14 protein-coding genes and 1 pseudogene are annotated in these 14,293 nt (G+C 71.1%); 9 read left to right on the forward strand and 6 right to left on the reverse strand.

Annotated elements, in window-relative coordinates:
• Positions 1-489: streptophobe family protein (locus AOK18_RS35320; protein WP_420865586.1), on the reverse strand; the 489-nt coding region annotated here is incomplete at its 3' end.
• A gap of 250 nt (positions 490-739) precedes the next feature.
• On the opposite strand from AOK18_RS35320, the gene AOK18_RS09055 reads away from it, so the two are divergent.
• Positions 740-3,271 carry an ABC transporter ATP-binding protein/permease gene (locus tag AOK18_RS09055; RefSeq protein ID WP_206281513.1) on the forward strand — a complete coding sequence of 844 codons (2,532 nt, stop codon included), beginning with the start codon at positions 740-742 and terminating at the stop codon, positions 3,269-3,271.
• A 127-nt stretch (positions 3,272-3,398) separates the two neighbouring features.
• On the opposite strand, the gene AOK18_RS09060 is transcribed toward AOK18_RS09055, so the two are convergent.
• A complete protein-coding gene (locus AOK18_RS09060; protein WP_055693965.1) occupies positions 3,399-4,175 on the reverse strand; it encodes a transglycosylase SLT domain-containing protein in 777 nt (258 codons plus the stop codon).
• A 462-nt stretch (positions 4,176-4,637) separates the two neighbouring features.
• Here AOK18_RS09060 and AOK18_RS09065 point away from each other — a divergent pair, with 462 nt between their 5' ends.
• The 3 genes from AOK18_RS09065 (at position 4,638) to AOK18_RS09075 (ending at position 6,979) form a co-directional block, all read left to right on the forward strand.
• Entirely contained in the window at positions 4,638-5,822 is a 1,185-nt protein-coding gene (locus tag AOK18_RS09065; protein ID WP_055573816.1) for a GAF domain-containing sensor histidine kinase, read from the forward strand.
• Positions 5,815-6,456: a response regulator gene (locus AOK18_RS09070; protein WP_055573815.1), complete on the forward strand. Its 642-nt coding sequence runs from the start codon at positions 5,815-5,817 to the stop codon at positions 6,454-6,456. The genes AOK18_RS09065 and AOK18_RS09070 overlap by 8 nt, the downstream gene beginning before the upstream one ends.
• Before the next feature lie 277 nt (positions 6,457-6,733).
• Positions 6,734-6,979 carry a chaplin family protein gene (locus tag AOK18_RS09075; RefSeq protein WP_055573814.1) on the forward strand — a complete coding sequence of 82 codons (246 nt, stop codon included), beginning with the start codon at positions 6,734-6,736 and terminating at the stop codon, positions 6,977-6,979.
• 101 nt (positions 6,980-7,080) lie between these two features.
• On the opposite strand, the gene AOK18_RS09080 is transcribed toward AOK18_RS09075, so the two are convergent.
• Complete coding sequence (locus AOK18_RS09080) at positions 7,081-7,869, reverse strand: hypothetical protein (RefSeq protein ID WP_055693966.1); 789 nt, start codon at positions 7,867-7,869, stop codon at positions 7,081-7,083.
• A gap of 151 nt (positions 7,870-8,020) precedes the next feature.
• Here AOK18_RS09080 and AOK18_RS09085 point away from each other — a divergent pair, with 151 nt between their 5' ends.
• The 3 genes from AOK18_RS09085 (at position 8,021) to AOK18_RS09095 (ending at position 10,532) form a co-directional block, all read left to right on the forward strand.
• Positions 8,021-8,818 carry an ABC transporter ATP-binding protein gene (locus AOK18_RS09085; protein ID WP_055693967.1) on the forward strand — a complete coding sequence of 266 codons (798 nt, stop codon included), beginning with the start codon at positions 8,021-8,023 and terminating at the stop codon, positions 8,816-8,818.
• A gap of 162 nt (positions 8,819-8,980) precedes the next feature.
• A complete protein-coding gene (locus AOK18_RS09090) occupies positions 8,981-9,412 on the forward strand; it encodes an NfeD family protein (protein WP_055573811.1) in 432 nt (143 codons plus the stop codon).
• Between the two features lie 181 nt (positions 9,413-9,593).
• Positions 9,594-10,532: an SPFH domain-containing protein gene (locus tag AOK18_RS09095; protein WP_055573810.1), complete on the forward strand. Its 939-nt coding sequence runs from the start codon at positions 9,594-9,596 to the stop codon at positions 10,530-10,532.
• Positions 10,533-10,638: 106 nt separating this feature from the next.
• Here AOK18_RS09095 and AOK18_RS09100 read toward each other — a convergent pair whose 3' ends face one another.
• The 3 genes from AOK18_RS09100 to AOK18_RS09110 all read right to left on the reverse strand — a co-directional run bounded on the left by AOK18_RS09100 (position 10,639) and on the right by AOK18_RS09110 (position 12,705).
• On the reverse strand, positions 10,639-11,145 hold the full coding sequence (locus AOK18_RS09100; RefSeq protein WP_055573809.1) for an HNH endonuclease: 507 nt from the start codon (positions 11,143-11,145) through the stop codon (positions 10,639-10,641).
• A gap of 194 nt (positions 11,146-11,339) precedes the next feature.
• Positions 11,340-11,879 carry a YbhB/YbcL family Raf kinase inhibitor-like protein gene (locus AOK18_RS09105; RefSeq protein WP_055573808.1) on the reverse strand — a complete coding sequence of 180 codons (540 nt, stop codon included), beginning with the start codon at positions 11,877-11,879 and terminating at the stop codon, positions 11,340-11,342.
• Between the two features lie 43 nt (positions 11,880-11,922).
• The gene (locus AOK18_RS09110; RefSeq protein ID WP_055573807.1) at positions 11,923-12,705 is read right to left on the reverse strand and encodes a sporulation protein; all 783 of its coding nucleotides are present in this window, start codon (positions 12,703-12,705) and stop codon (positions 11,923-11,925) included.
• 162 nt (positions 12,706-12,867) lie between these two features.
• Between AOK18_RS09110 and AOK18_RS09115 the strand changes: the two are divergent.
• Both AOK18_RS09115 and AOK18_RS09120 read left to right on the forward strand, forming a co-directional pair.
• Positions 12,868-13,122, forward strand: a pseudogene (locus AOK18_RS09115) (DNA-3-methyladenine glycosylase); the annotation flags it as partial.
• A 17-nt stretch (positions 13,123-13,139) separates the two neighbouring features.
• A complete protein-coding gene (locus tag AOK18_RS09120) occupies positions 13,140-13,742 on the forward strand; it encodes a DNA-3-methyladenine glycosylase (RefSeq protein WP_055693969.1) in 603 nt (200 codons plus the stop codon).
• The last annotated feature ends 551 nt before the right edge of the window (positions 13,743-14,293 follow it).

The following is a 14,293-nucleotide window of genomic DNA, read 5'->3' on the forward strand; positions in this document are numbered from 1 at the left end:
CCGGCGGACCGTCCGGCCCGGCGTGCCCCCGCCGATCGTCACGACGGCGCGGCCCGCCCGCACCGGCCCGTCCGGCATCCCCACGAAAAGTGCCGCGGCCGTACCCGCGCGGACGACGAGTGTGCCCGGTGACGACACGGAGTCCGCGGCCCGCGGGGACCGTAGGAGGACATACGGCGACGGGGGCGCACCGACCCCACTCACCCCCGGTGGCGTGATCTCGACGGTCGTCCCCGCCTCCGTGCCCGACGGCCCGAACGCCGGCACGTCGCCGCACGGGGCGACCGAACCACCGGCCGCCGGCGCCACCACCGAGGCCGTCACCGGTCCCGGCGAACCCGCCGGGACCGCGCCCGGCGGACGCGGCCCGAGCGCCGCCTTCCCCGCCGTCCCGAGGAACGCCCAGCTCACCGCGGTGACCGCGGGCCTCACGGCGTCCGTCCACGGCACCCGCGCACCGTGCCGCGTGGCACCGGCGCCCGCGCTCACGGCACCACCCGCGGCAGCCCTCCGATCCGCTTCCGCGACGGGACGGCCGCTCGTGTCCCCCTCGCGTGGTTCACCCCCTCCGGCCCGGTTTCCGCACCGTCGACGGCGGCTGCCCGAGCACCGGGCGCCCGCTCCGCAAGGCCCGACTTCCGGTCACGGGGGCGAGCCTGAAATAGTTCCCCCCGATGTTCGACATCCCTAGACTCCCTGCGACGGGGGAAATTCGGGGGACAACTCAGTGGGGCATGGAGTGCCGGAACTCGTACTGGAAACAAACGGACGGACCTGGACGCTCGATCCGTCCAGGTCGTACACCCTGGGGCGCGACCCACAGGGGGACGTCGTGCTGGACGACGCCAGGGTCTCCTGGCGTCACGCCACCCTCAGCTTCAACGGCCGCAGTTGGGTCGTCGAGGACCACGGCAGCACCAACGGCACGTTCACGCAGGGCCGGCGGATCCACCACCTGGAGATCGGCTCCGGCACGGCGCTGCACCTGGGCAACGCGAACGACGGACCGCGGGTGACCCTCTCCGGCGCCGCGGCCCCGGCCGCCTCGCCGCAGGCCCGGCCGCAGCAGCCGTACGCCGCGCAGGAGGCGCAGGGGGCGGCCCCGGGCTGGGTCCAGCAGGGACAGCAGCAGGCCCAGGCCCAGGCACAGGGCGGCCGGCAGCAGCAGCCCTCGCAGCAGCAGCGGCCCGCGCCGTACGTACCGCAGCAGCAGGGGCCCGGCGGCGCCGTGGGGGCGGTGCCGATGTACGGCGACCGCAGTCCGACCACGTTCCACCAGTTCTCGCTCGGCCGCGTGATGCGCATCGGCCGTGCCCTGGAGAACGACCTGGTCGTCTCCGACCTGCAGGTCTCCCGCAACCACGCCGAGTTCCACTCGACGCCCGACGGCCGCATGGAGATCCGCGACCTGGGCTCGCACAACGGCACCTACGTCAACGGCATGCCGATCGCCAAGGGCGCCACGCAGCTGCTCGGCCCGGCCGACATCGTCGGCGTCGGCCACTCGACGTTCCGGATCGTCGGCGACCGGCTCGAGGAGTTCGTCGACACCGGTGAGGTGTCCTTCTCCGCCCGGCACCTGACCGTCACGGTCGACGGCGGCAAGCAGATCCTCAAGGACGTCTCCTTCGGCGTCCCGGAGAAGTCGCTGATCGCGGTCATCGGCCCGTCCGGCTCCGGCAAGTCGACCCTGCTCAAGGCGCTCACCGGCTACCGGCCGGCCGACCGGGGCGAGGTCCTCTACGACAACCGCAACCTCTACAAGCAGTTCGCCGAGCTGCGCCAGCGCATCGGTCTGGTCCCGCAGGACGACATCCTGCACAAGGAGCTGACCGTCAAGAAGGCCCTCACGTACGCGGCCAAGCTCCGCTTCCCGGCCGACACCACGGCCGCCGAGCGCAATGCCCGCATCGACGAGGTGCTGCGCGAGCTGAAGCTCGACGTCCACAAGGACAAGAAGGTCACGTCCCTCTCGGGCGGCCAGCGCAAGCGGGTCTCGGTGGCGCTGGAACTGCTCACCAAGCCGTCGCTGATCTTCCTGGACGAGCCGACCTCGGGCCTCGACCCGGGCATGGACCGCGACGTCATGCAGCTGCTGCGCGGACTCGCCGACGACGGACGCACCGTCCTCGTCGTCACCCACTCCGTGGCCGAGCTGGCGATCTGCGACAAGCTCCTGGTGATGGCGCCCGGCGGTTCGGTCGCCTACTTCGGCCCGCCCGACGAGGCGCTGAACTTCTTCGGCTACGACACCTGGGCCGACGTCTTCTCCGCGTTCGAGAACTACCGCGACTACGACTGGGCGGGCCGCTGGAAGGGCTCGCAGCACTACCAGATGTACGCGGCGGACATCGACGCGGTCGCCCCGCAGTCCGTACCGGCCCCCCAGATGCAGGCCCTGCGGCCGCCGAAGCCGCAGGGCTGGATGTCGCAGTTCGTCACACTGGTGCGCCGCTACGTCTCGGTGATCGTCTCCGACAAGGGCTTCCTCGCCCTGATGGTGATCCTGCCCGCCGTCCTGGGCGCGGTCAGCCTGCTCATCAACCCCGACAGCGGCCTGCTGCCGAACGCGCCCAACCAGGCCGGCGTCATCCGCCCCAACGGCACCGCCACCACGGTCCTGCTGATCCTCGCGGTCGGCGCCTGCTTCGCCGGCGCCGCGAACTCCGTACGCGAGCTGATCAAGGAACGGGTCATCTACGAGCGGGAACGCGCGACGGGACTGTCCCGCTCGGCGTACCTGATGTCCAAGGTGTTCGTGCTCGGCCTGATCACCGTGCTGCAGGGCCTGATGGTCGGCGTCATCGGGTTCTCCAGCCGGGAGCTCCCCGAGGAGGGACTGGTCCTCGGCGGCTTCACCCTGCTCGAACTGTCCATCCCGATCATGGGGCTGGGCTTCACCTCGATGATGTTCGGCCTGATCATCTCCGCGCTGGTGAAGACCGCCGAGAAGACCATGCCGCTGCTGGTGATGTTCGCGATCATCCAGGTCGTGTTCACCGGCTGCCTGTTCGCGCTGCACGGCACGGTCGGCGTCAACCAGTTCTCGTTCCTGATGCCGTCGCGCTGGGCGGTCGCCGCCTCCGGTGCCACGCTGGACTTCAACCTGATCAGCCCGCCGGAGACGCCGGGCGACCCCGACCCCCTGTGGGAGCACACCGCCGGGGCCTGGCTCATGGACATGGGCGCGCTCATCGCCCTCGGCGTGGTCTGCGGCTTCTTCGTGGCCCGCTTCCTGCGCCGGCACGAGCCCGAGGTCATGCGCAAGTGACCGGCGCGGGGGCGCGCGGGCGGTGGCCCGCGACGGCCCCGCCGTGAGCGCGCCGGAGGGCGGCACCCGTCAGCACGGGGTGCCGCCCTCCGGCGTGCGGGTGTGCGGGGAGGGGTCCGCGCCGGCCTCAGTACGCGCTGTAGACGTTGTCCATGGAGCCGTACCGGTCGGCCGCGTAGTTGCAGGCGGCGGTGATGTTCGCGACCGGGTCGTAGATGTTCTTCGACGTGCCCGGGACGTGGTACGCCGCGAACGTCGGCGGGATCACCTGCAGCAGACCCTTGGACGGGATGCCGTTCTTCGCGTTGATGTCCCACAGGTTGATGGCCTTCGGGTCGCCCGAGGACTCCCGGATGATGTTGCGGTGGATGCCCTCGTACGAGCCCGGGATACCCCGCTCGTTCATGATGTCCAGGGACTCGCGGATCCAGCCGTCGAGGTTGTCGGCGTAGCTCTTTTGGACGGGCTCGTCGGCGCGCTCGCCTGCCCCGCCGCGCTCGCCCGCCCCGCCGCGCTCGCCGCCCCAGTGGCGGTCGCCGGAGCGGCTGGCCGCTTCCTCTTTCTCGCGCTCCCGCTGGGCCTTCTTCTTCGCGGCGGCCGCGGCGGCCTTCTTCTCGGCCGCGGCGTCGGCGGCCGCCTGCTTCTTCGCCGCGATCAGCTCGGTCTTCACACCGGAGGCGGCGAGCTGGTCGGTGATGGTGCCCCTGACGTCCTCGATCGGCTCGGTGCCGTACGAGATCCGCGCGACCGGGGCCGCCTCGCTCGTGGTGGTGGTCGAGGCGCCGCTCGGCGTGGCCGAGAAGCCGATGGCGGCGGCACCGAGGGCGGCGACACCGGCGACGGCGATCTTGTGATGACGGTTCAACGCACGGACATGACCACGGCTGAGGAAGTTCTTCGACATGAGTGGGAGACCTCTTCGACTAGCGCGGAGGTCGCTCGACGTCCGGTGGGGGACAGGGGTTCTTCCGGCACGAACGCCGCGGGGGGAATCCACGGCACTGAGCGACGGGAGCCATTCTTAGCGGCCGCAAAATAGCGGGGCAAAGGTGTGACGTACGAAGGCGGATAGTGGACGAGGGTAGGGGCATGAGGGGCAAATTGGACATCTGCCCCGCCGAGATGCCCCCTTTTTCCTCCTATCCGCCTTCGTACGTGACGTGCGTCCTATGCCTGGCCTCACATGGAACCCCCGCGCGACTCACCGAGAGTTGCTGGAGCAAGCCGCTCCGTAAGGGTCGGCGGCTCTCGCCGCGAGGGCCGTCGGGGTACTCGGGGCAGGGCCGGGGTCCTACGACCGGGGTCCCGGTCCACCGCCGTCACCGGACGGATCCGCCGCGCCGGGACCCGCCGGTACCGTGAGGACATGAGCCACGGTCCCCCGTCCGGCCTCGCCGCGGTGAGCACCGCGCTGCTGGCCATGAGCAGGCACCTCGAGGTGCGCGACGTCCTGAAGACGATCGTCGCCTCGGCGCGCGAGCTGCTCGACGCGCAGTACGCCGCGCTCGGCGTTCCCGACGACCACGGGGGCTTCGCCCAGTTCGTCGTCGACGGTGTCAGCGACGGACAGTGGAGGGCCATCGGCCCCCTTCCGCGCCAGCACGGCGTTCTCGCCGCGATGCTGTGCGAGGACGGGCCCCAGCGCCTCGCCGACGTGCGCAAGGACCCCCGTTTCGGGGGCTGGCCCAGCGCCCACCCCGAACTGGTCGACTTCCTGGGCCTGCCCATCCGCGACGGCGACGAGGTCATCGGCGCGCTCTTCCTCGCCAACAAGCTGAGGCCCGCGGGAGGCCACCCGCCGCGGGCCCCGGGCGCCGGTCCCGAGCCGGACGGGATCTGCGGGTTCACCCAGGACGACGAGGACGTCCTCGGCATCCTGGCCCAGCACGCCGCGATCGCCCTCACCAACGCCCGGCTCTACGAGCGCAGCCGCGAACTGACGATCGCGGAGGAACGCTCCCGCCTCGCCCACGAGCTCCACGACGCCGTCAGCCAGAAACTGTTCTCCTTGCGCCTCACCGCCCAGGCGGCCGCCCGCCTCGTGGACCGCGACCCGTCCCGGGCCAAGGGGGAGCTCCAGCAGGTCGCCGCGCTCGCGGCCGAGGCCGCCGAGGAACTGCGCGCCGCGGTCGTCGAACTGCGCCCCGCGGCCCTCGACGAGGACGGCCTCGTCGCCACCCTCCGCACCCAGGTCCAGGTCCTCGACCGGGCGCACAGCGCGCGCGTGACCTTCACCGCCCGCGGCGTGCGCGCCCTGCCCGCCACCCAGGAGGAGGCGGTGCTGCGCGTGGCGCAGGAGGCGCTGCACAACGCGCTGCGGCACGCGGAGGCCGACCACGTCGACGTCACCCTGGAACGCAGGGGCAACGGCGCCGTCCTGCGGGTCGCCGACGACGGCAAGGGCTTCGACCCGGAGACCGTCCGCCGCGCGGGACGCCACCTGGGGCTGGTCTCCATGCGCGACCGGTCGAACGGGGTCGGCGGCGGCCTGACCGTGGAATCGGCGCCCGGCAAGGGCGCCACGATCGAGATGGAGGTCCCCGGTGGCTGACGCGATCAGGGTGCTGCTGGTCGACGACCACCAGGTGGTCCGCCGGGGCCTGCGCACCTTCCTGGAGGTGCAGGACGACATCGAGGTCGTCGGCGAGGCCGCGGACGGCGCCGAAGGAGTCGCCCTCGCCGGCGAGCTGCGGCCCGACGTGATCCTGATGGACGTCAGGATGCCGGGCATGGACGGCGTGGAGGCACTGCGCCGGCTCCGCGAACCCGGCCGGCACGCGCGCGTGCTGATCGTCACCAGCTTCACCGAGCAGCGCACCGTGGTCCCGGCCCTGCGCGCGGGCGCCGCCGGATACGTGTACAAGGACATCGACCCCGACGCGCTCGCCGGGGCCATCCGCTCCGTGCACGCCGGGCACGTCCTCCTCCAGGCCGAGGTCGCCCACGCCCTGCTGGCCCAGGAGGAGAACCAGCCCGGTCAGGGCCGCGCCGGTTCGCTCACGGACCGGGAACGCGAGGTGCTCGGCCTCATAGCGGACGGACGCTCCAACCGGGAGATCGCCCGCGCCCTCGTGCTCTCCGAGAAGACCGTGAAGACCCACGTCTCGAACATCCTGATGAAACTCGACCTGTCGGACCGCACCCAGGCCGCCCTGTGGGCCGTACGCCACGGGCTGAGCACCTGAGTGCCCGGGCCCTCGGGCGCCCGAGCGCCCGAGGAGTCCTCGCGGGTGCGGCCGGATCCCGTGTGCTCGACCGGCTCTCCTGCGGACGCACCCGTGACGTCCGGCCGCCGGAGACCCGGGACCGCGACGTCCGGCGCCGGGCGGATGGTTCCCCTCCGGTCTGAGATTCATACCGTCGTGGGAATGTCACCCGGACGGCGCATCCTTCTTCGGCCCCCGCCGTTGTCCCGTACGTACCGCGGCGCCTGCCGCGGGGACCGCGAGGAGGGCTCGGAAAGTGAAGAACCTGAAGAAGGCAGCGGCCGTGACGATGGTGGCCGGCGGACTGCTGGCCGCCGGTACGGGCATGGCCTCCGCCACCGACGGCGCGCACGCCGGCGGCACGGCCGCGGGCTCCCCCGGCGTCCTCTCGGGCAACGTCGTCCAGGTCCCGGTCGACGTCCCGGTCAACGTGTCCGGCAACAGCGTCAACGTGATCGGCCTGCTCAACCCCGCCTTCGGCAACGTGGCGGTCAACGGCTGACGCCCGTCACCCGACCGGTGACGCCCCGGCCTCCCGGCCCCACACGGGAGGCCGGCCGGCGCCGCCGGGCCGCCCGGGACCCCGTCCCCGGCGACCGGCCCTCACCGGACGCCCCGCTCCCGCTCCTCCACCACCGAGTTGTACGCGGCGACCTGCGCCCGCCGGGCCGTCCGCTCCACCGGACGCAGCGCCTCCCCCCGGGCCGCCATCTCCGACGCGCTCACCGCGCCCCCGTGCCCGTTCGTACCGGCCAGCGAGACCAGCGCCCCCACCCGCTGCGCCAGCGCCAGCACCCGCGCCGCCCGCGGCGGATACCCCGGCGCCAGCACCTGGCGCCCCGACTCCGCCCGCGCCCGGTAGGCGTCGATCGCGGCCTCGGCCACCGGCCCCGACCCGGCCACGTCCAGCCGCGACAGCACCTCGGTCGCCTCCCGCAGCGCCTCCGCCAGCTCCCGCTCCGCCTCACCGAGGGAGGGCACGTCGGCGGGCGGCGCCTCCCGCACCGGCAGACAGTCCCAGACGACCTCCACGTGCACATCGCCCTCCGGCCCGGCCTCCCGCACCCGGGGCACCAGCCCCAGGGCGGCCCCGTGACCGACCACCGCCTCCCCGGTCTCCAGCGCCCGCGCGTTGAACTCGGGCGGCCCGCTCAGCCCCAGCGGATGCCCCGGCGCGGGCAGCGCGATCCGCAGCCCGGTCACCCCGAGCGCCCGCAGCCGGCCCAGCGCCAGCGTGAGGCCCACCGGCGCGGACTCACCCGGCATCCCCTCCACCCGGTGCACCGCGTCGTCGCCGACGACGGCGAGCACGGCGTCATCAGGTGAGACAAGGCCGGAGAAAAGGGCATTTCCCCATGAGGTGAGACGTCCTGAACGCGGTTCCGAGAGCATGCCCCCACCCTAAGGACCGGACCGAGGGGATGCCCGGGCCGACCGGTGGCGTAGATTTCATGGAGGGCTGCGCCCACGGGGGCGGCGGACCGATCACAGGCGTACGACACAGCCGGGACCCGGCCACACTGCAAGGGGAGACAACGCGCTCATGAGCGATGTTCTGGAGCTTCAGGACGTATCCGTGGTCCGCGAGGGCCGGGCTCTGGTGGACCAGGTGTCCTGGTCGGTCAAGGAGGGCGAGCGCTGGGTCATCCTCGGTCCCAACGGCGCGGGCAAGACCACACTCCTCCACATCGCCTCCAGCTACCTGTTCCCCAGCACCGGCACCGCCACCATCCTCGGCGAGACCCTCGGCACCCCGGGCACCGACGTCTTCGAACTGCGCCCGCGCATCGGCATCGCCGGCAACGGCATGGCCGACAAGCTCCCCAAGAAGCAGACGGTCCTGCAGACCGTGCTGACCGCCGCCTACGGCATGACCGCCGGCTGGCAGGAGGAGTACGAGGAGATCGACGAACAGCGCGCCCGCGCCTTCCTCGACCGCCTGGGCATGTCCGAGTTCGTGGACCGCAGGTTCGGCACCCTCTCCGAGGGCGAGCGCAAGCGCACCCTCATCGCCCGCGCGCTGATGACCGACCCCGAGCTGCTGCTCCTCGACGAGCCCGCCGCCGGCCTGGACCTCGGAGGCCGCGAGGACCTCGTGCGCCGCCTCGGCCGCCTCGCCCGCGACCCGATCGCCCCTTCCATGGTCATGGTCACGCACCACGTCGAGGAGATCGCCCCCGGCTTCACCCATGTCCTGATGATCCGTCAGGGCAAGATCCTCGCGGCCGGCCCGCTGGAACTCGATCTCACCTCCCGCAACCTCTCCCTGTGCTTCGGCCTCCCGCTGGTCGTGGAGCAGGTCGGCGACCGCTGGACCGCACAGGGCCTCCCGATGGCCTGAACCCGGCGGCCGAACCGGCCCCGCGCGGGGGAGGGTCCGGGCAGCGGTCCCGGCGGCTCCGGGACGCACCGGGACGCGCCCCCTCAAGAACCGGGCCGAGAAGGCCCGTTCGCATCCCGGGCGCTCTGTCGGTGACAGGGTGCGCGGTCCTACCATGACCCCGTGGACATCGACGCATGGCTCTGGTGGCTGATCGGCGCGGCGGTACTCGGCATCGCGCTGGTGATCACCGCGATGCCCGAACTCGGCATGCTCGCGGTGGGGGCCGTCGCCGCCGCGTCGGTCTCCGGAATCTTCGGCGGCGGCGCCGTGCTCCAGGTCGTGGTCTTCGCGGTCGTCTCGACCGCCCTCATCGCCGTCGTACGGCCCGTCGCGAAGCGGCAACGCACACAACGCCCCCAACACGCCACCGGCATCGACGCCCTGAAGGGCAGACAGGCGGTCGTACTGGAGCGGGTGGACGGATCCGGCGGCCGGATCAAACTCGCCGGCGAGGTCTGGTCGGCACGCGCCCTCGACCCCGGCCACGCCTTCGAAGTCGGTCAGGAAGTGGACGTCGTGGAGATCGAGGGGGCCACGGCGATCGTCATGTGACCGCACGACCGACCGCACGACCTGCGCGGCCGACCTCGTACGACCTGCTCCCGCGGGGCGGCAACTGGACCGAACGGCCAGCGAGTTGCACTCCGGTCTGGCAGACTCGACCAGCAAGATCTTCAACACGCATAAGATCTTCCGAAGGCGCCGAGGCGAAGAAGGGTACGGGGAACCGACGATGGAACCGGTCATCATCGTTCTGATCATCCTGGTGGTGTTGGTCTTCATCGCCCTGATCAAGACGATCCAAGTCATCCCGCAGGCGAGCGCGGCCATCGTCGAGCGCTTCGGCCGCTACACCCGCACACTCAACGCGGGCCTCAACATCGTCGTCCCGTTCATCGACACCATCCGCAACCGCATCGACCTGCGCGAACAGGTCGTCCCGTTCCCGCCGCAGCCGGTGATCACCCAGGACAACCTGGTCGTCAACATCGACACCGTCATCTACTACCAGGTGACCGACGCGCGGGCCGCCACCTACGAGGTCGCCAGCTACATCCAGGCGATCGAGCAGCTCACCGTCACCACCCTGCGCAACATCATCGGCGGCATGGACCTCGAGCGCACCCTGACCTCCCGCGAGGAGATCAACGCGGCCCTGCGCGGTGTCCTCGACGAGGCCACCGGCAAGTGGGGCATCCGCGTCAACCGCGTCGAACTCAAGGCGATCGAGCCGCCCACCTCCATCCAGGACTCGATGGAGAAGCAGATGCGCGCCGACCGCGACAAGCGCGCCGCGATCCTCCAGGCCGAAGGCGTCCGGCAGTCCGAGATCCTGCGCGCCGAGGGCGAGAAGCAGTCCCAGATCCTGCGGGCCGAGGGTGAGGCCAAGGCGGCGGCCCTCAGGGCCGAGGGCGAGGCCCAGGCCGTCCGGACGGTCTTCGAGGCGATCCACGCGGGCGACCCCGACCAGAAGCTGCTCTCCTACCAGTACCTCCAGATGCTCCCGAAGATCGCCGAGGGCGACGCCAACAAGCTCTGGATCGTCCCCAGCGAGATCGGCGACGCCCTCAAGGGCCTCTCGGGCGCCATGGGCAACTTCGGCAACCTCGGCGGCGGCAACGGCACCTCGGGCGCCGCCACGGAGCGCCGGGAGAAGCCCTCCATCGACTGACCCGGCGCCCGGGACAGCACGCGAACACCGGCACGCGGCCGGCAGCGTGGCGGGGCCCGCCTCCCCGGGGAGGCGGGCCCCGCCGCACTCGTACGGGAGACGGGTGCTAGGCCGCGGGCTGCGCCAGCCACTCCGGCAGCGCGTCCAGGTCCTCCCGCCCCAGCGCCAGCAGCATCGCGTCCGCCGGAGTCGGCTCGAACGGCTGCCGCAGCAGGGGCATCCCCGCCTGCTCCGGGGTCCGGTTCGCCTTGCGGTGGTTGTCCTCCGCGCACGAGGCCACCGTGTTCAGCCAGGTGTCCTGACCACCGTGCGACCGCGGCACCACGTGGTCCACGGTGGTGGCCCGCCGCCCGCAGTACGCGCACCGGTTCCGGTCGCGCACCAGGACACCCCGCCTCGACCACGGCGCCCGTCTTCGGAACGGCACCCTGACGTACTGGCAGAGCCTGATCACCCGCGGCGCCGGTATGTCGACCGCGGCCCCCCGCATCCGCAGCTCGGGGTGGGCCTGCTCGACGACCGCCTTGTCCTGGAGCACCAGGACGACGGCTCGGTTCAGCGTCACCGTCGACAACGGCTCGAAGCTCGCGTTCAGTACCAGCGTGTCCCGCATGTCGGCCCACCTTCCGCGCCCGCCGGCCCACCCCTCGGCGGACTGGGATCAACTCTGGCCGGGCACGCCGGGATGGACAACGCAATATCTGCCGCCTCACGGGGGTTGTCCCCGTCCCCGGCAACAAAAATGCCCGCCCCTGATCAATTCCAGGACCAGGGGCGGGCAAACGTTCCGTGAACGCCGGGATCGGCTCAGGAGCCGGCGGGCACCTCGTACTCACCGATCAGCTGAGCCCGCGCGAGCGTGTGGAACCGCAAGTTGAAGCCCACGACCGCCGGGGAGGCGTCCGCGTCCGGACCGAGCTTCTCCTGGTCCACCGCGTACACCGTGAACACGTACCGGTGCGGTCCGTCGCCGGGCGGCGGCGCCGCACCGCCGAAGTCCTTGGTGCCGTAGTCGTTGCGCGCCTGGATCGCGCCCTCGGGCAGCCCTTCGAACCCGCCGCTGCCCGCACCGGTCGGCAGCTCGGTCACCGAGGCCGGGATGTCGAACACCACCCAGTGCCAGAACCCGCTGCCCGTCGGGGCGTCCGGGTCGTAGCAGGTCACGGCGAAGCTCCTGGTCTCCGGCGGGAAGCCCGTCCAGCGCAACTGCGGCGAGGTGTTGCCGCCCGCGTGCACCTGGGCCTCCCGGAGCGTCGCGCCCTCCTCGACCTCCCTGCTCGTCACCGTGAACGACGGTACGGGCGGGTGGAAGTCATGGGGGAGCGGACGCCGCTCGAGCTCGGTCACCTCGGTACCTCCTGCTGATCGCCTACGTTCGGTGGAACCGAGCCTAGAACCAGTTCCGCTTGCTGCCGACCTCGGACAGCCACTGGTTGAGGTAGGCGGCCCAATCGGTGCCCTGGTAGTCGTTCAGCCCCACCTTGAAGGACCGGAAGGTGTCGCTGCCCTCACTGAACAGACCGGGCTTCTTGTCCATCTCCAGCACGACGTCCATCGCCTGGTCGTCGGCCACGAAGGTCAGCTCGACCTGCTGCAGCCCGTGGTACTGCTGCGGCGGGAAGAACTCGATCTCCTGGTAGAACGGCAGCCGCTGACGCGTCCCCCGGACGTGGCCGCGCTCCATGTCCGCACTCTTGAACCGGAAGCCCAGCTGGATGAACGCGTCCAGGATCGCCTTCTGCACCGGCAGCGGGTGCACGTTGATCGGGTCCAGGTCACTGGAGTCCACGGCCCGCGCGATCGCCAGCTCCGTGGTCACACCGATGTTCATCCCGCGCAGGGGCTGCCCGTCGATCATCGTGAGCGGCGTCTCCCAGGGGATCTCCAGCCCGAACGGAACCGCGTGAACGGCACCGGCCTCGAGCTCGAAGGCACCACCGAGCCGTGACGTGGCGAACTCGATGTTCTGCTTGTACTCCTCGTCGCCGCTCTCGACCTCGACCTTGGCCTGCAGACCGACCGACAGACCCTCGATCTGCTGGTTCACGGACCCGCCCTGGATGCGCACCTCACCCTGGACGACCCCACCCGGAACGACGTTGACCTCGTGCAGCACCGTCTCGACCGAAGCCCCGCCTGCTCCCAGGCTCGCGAGCAGCTTCTTGAACGCCATGTCTCTCCCCTTGTCGTTCTCTATCGCGTCGTTGCCACATGTGGACCTTCGATCCCTAACAACGCGATCCGGACCCGGCCGGTTCCGTGTCCGTCACCCTGGCGAGCGCGACGCCCCGCGACCACCCCACGGCCGAACCCGCCTGGAGTACTCTCGGACGCCATGATCGCGACCCCCGACCGTACGCTCCTGCTCAGGGAGTTCTTCGACCGCCCCGTCCTCGGGGTCGCCCCCGGCCCGCTCGGCCGGCTTCCCGTGCGTGCCACGCCGGACGGTCCGATCACCCTCCGGCCGACGGCGGCCGGGTCCCCCGACGCCCCCGACGACCCTGGCTCTCACACCCGCCGGATCCGCACCGCCCGCAACGGTGTGACGTCCGGTCCGCCCGGGCATGCGCACGTCTACTGCACCCACGGCACGTCAAGGCGGTCAGCATGAACCTCGCTCACCCCGCTGAAGAGGTCGCCCCCAGGCTGCTCGGGGCCGTCCTCACCCACGAGACGCCCGAGGGAACCGTGAGCATCACCATCACGGAGACCGAGGCGTACTCCGGCGCGGCCGACCCCGCCTCCCACGCCTACCGGGGCAGAACACCCCGCAACGCCGTCATGTTCGGACCCGCGGGACACCTGTACGTCTACCGGTCCCACGGTCTCCACTGGTGCGCCAACATCGTCACCGGGACGGACGGCACCGCTTCGGCCGTCCTCATCCGGGCGGGCAAGGTCGTCGAAGGGGAGGACCTGGCGCGCGAGCGGCGGGGAGAGAAGGTCGAGACCCCACGCCTCGCACGGGGTCCGGGGAACTTCTGCCGGGCGCTCGGCATCACGGCGGAGCACAACGGAGCGGACCTCCTGACAGGTACCTCGGTCCTGTTGTCCGAGGGCGAGGCGGTACCCGCCGCACTCATCAAGGCCGGCCCCCGGGTGGGCGTGAGCAAGGCCCACGACTGGCAGCACCGCTTCTACCTCGCGGGAGACCCGACGGTCTCGGCGTACCGGCTGAGCCCGAGAGCCAAGCCGTCCGCCGGAGCCTGAGCCGCTGCGCCGACGGTGTTGACTCCACCCCGGAAGATGCGTAACGTAGTCCGAGCCGCTGAACCGGGTACGGCGTTCGCCTGCAGCCGGAAGCGGTCAACCCACTACTTAAGATCACCCTCAAAAGGGTCGGGTTCGTCATGTCCTCATGTCTGAATTCCGAACCGATGAAGCCCGATTGTGAATCGAGCGAGGGAATCGGCTAATGTAGTGAACGTCGAAAGGCCGACGGGCGAAAGCCCACAGCCTGCCGACAAAACCAATCGACTGGAAATCGGGCCCGAAAGAGTCTGATAGAGTCGGGTCCGCCGGAAAGGGAAACGCGCAAGCGGAAAACCCCGGACGGCGGGAAACGGCGAAAGCCGCCGAGGACATCGCACCGGAAACGGTCTGATAGAGTCGGAAACGCACAACCGAAGGGAAGCGCCCGGAGGAAAGCCCGCGAGGGCCGGTACGAAGGAAGCGTCCGTTCCTTGAGAACTCAACAGCGTGCCAAAAATCAACGCCAGATATGTTGATACCCCGACGACACGGACCGTCCGGTCCGGATC

It is taken from the genome of Streptomyces prasinopilosus, assembly GCF_001419695.1.
Taxonomy (GTDB): domain Bacteria; phylum Actinomycetota; class Actinomycetes; order Streptomycetales; family Streptomycetaceae; genus Streptomyces; species Streptomyces prasinopilosus.